Source organism: Kurthia sp. Dielmo, assembly GCF_000307285.2.
In the GTDB taxonomy this organism is placed as follows: Bacteria; Bacillota; Bacilli; order Bacillales_A; family Planococcaceae; genus Kurthia; species Kurthia populi.
Map to the genome: position 1 here is coordinate 1 of NZ_CAEP01000205.1, position 459 is coordinate 459.

Genomic DNA, 459 nt, shown 5'->3' on the forward strand with positions numbered 1-459 from the left:
AAACGTCGTATGAAAATCTTCCACACAGCAGAAGATGAAGCATTATTAACTATCATTTCTGCGTCTGTAGAGGATTTAAAAGTGAAATGTGGTCAATTCGATGTGGTATCGCATGAACGTGCTAGAGAGCTTGTTATGGAGCGCTCACGCTATGTTTATAACGACAAGCTCGAAGAATTTGACACCAATTTTTTATCTCAAATCCAATCGCTGCAGTTTGAATTGTATGAGGTGATTGAAGATGGCACGACAACTTACTAGCGGTGATTTACGGACACCTATCACGTTCTTTGGTTACGAGCCTGTACAGGGTCCAGAGCCAGGAGAACAAGAAAAGGAAACGTTACATTATTGCTTTTGTGAAATCTACGCATCGAGTCAAAAGGATTTAGAAATCTTAAAAACGGTCAATGCAAAAGAATCGATTACGATTAATATTCGAGATCCGTTGATGGATTA

Annotated in this window: 1 protein-coding gene and 1 pseudogene; both read left to right on the top strand. The window is 39.2% G+C overall.

The window, feature by feature from the left end; all coding sequences use genetic code 11:
• A partial coding sequence (locus KTHG_RS00215) for a hypothetical protein (protein WP_255512320.1) occupies positions 1–261 on the top strand: 261 nt, incomplete at its 5' end.
• Positions 242–459 (top strand): annotated as a pseudogene (locus KTHG_RS00220) (phage head-tail adapter protein); the annotation flags it as partial. The gene KTHG_RS00215 and the pseudogene KTHG_RS00220, both read left to right, overlap by 20 nt.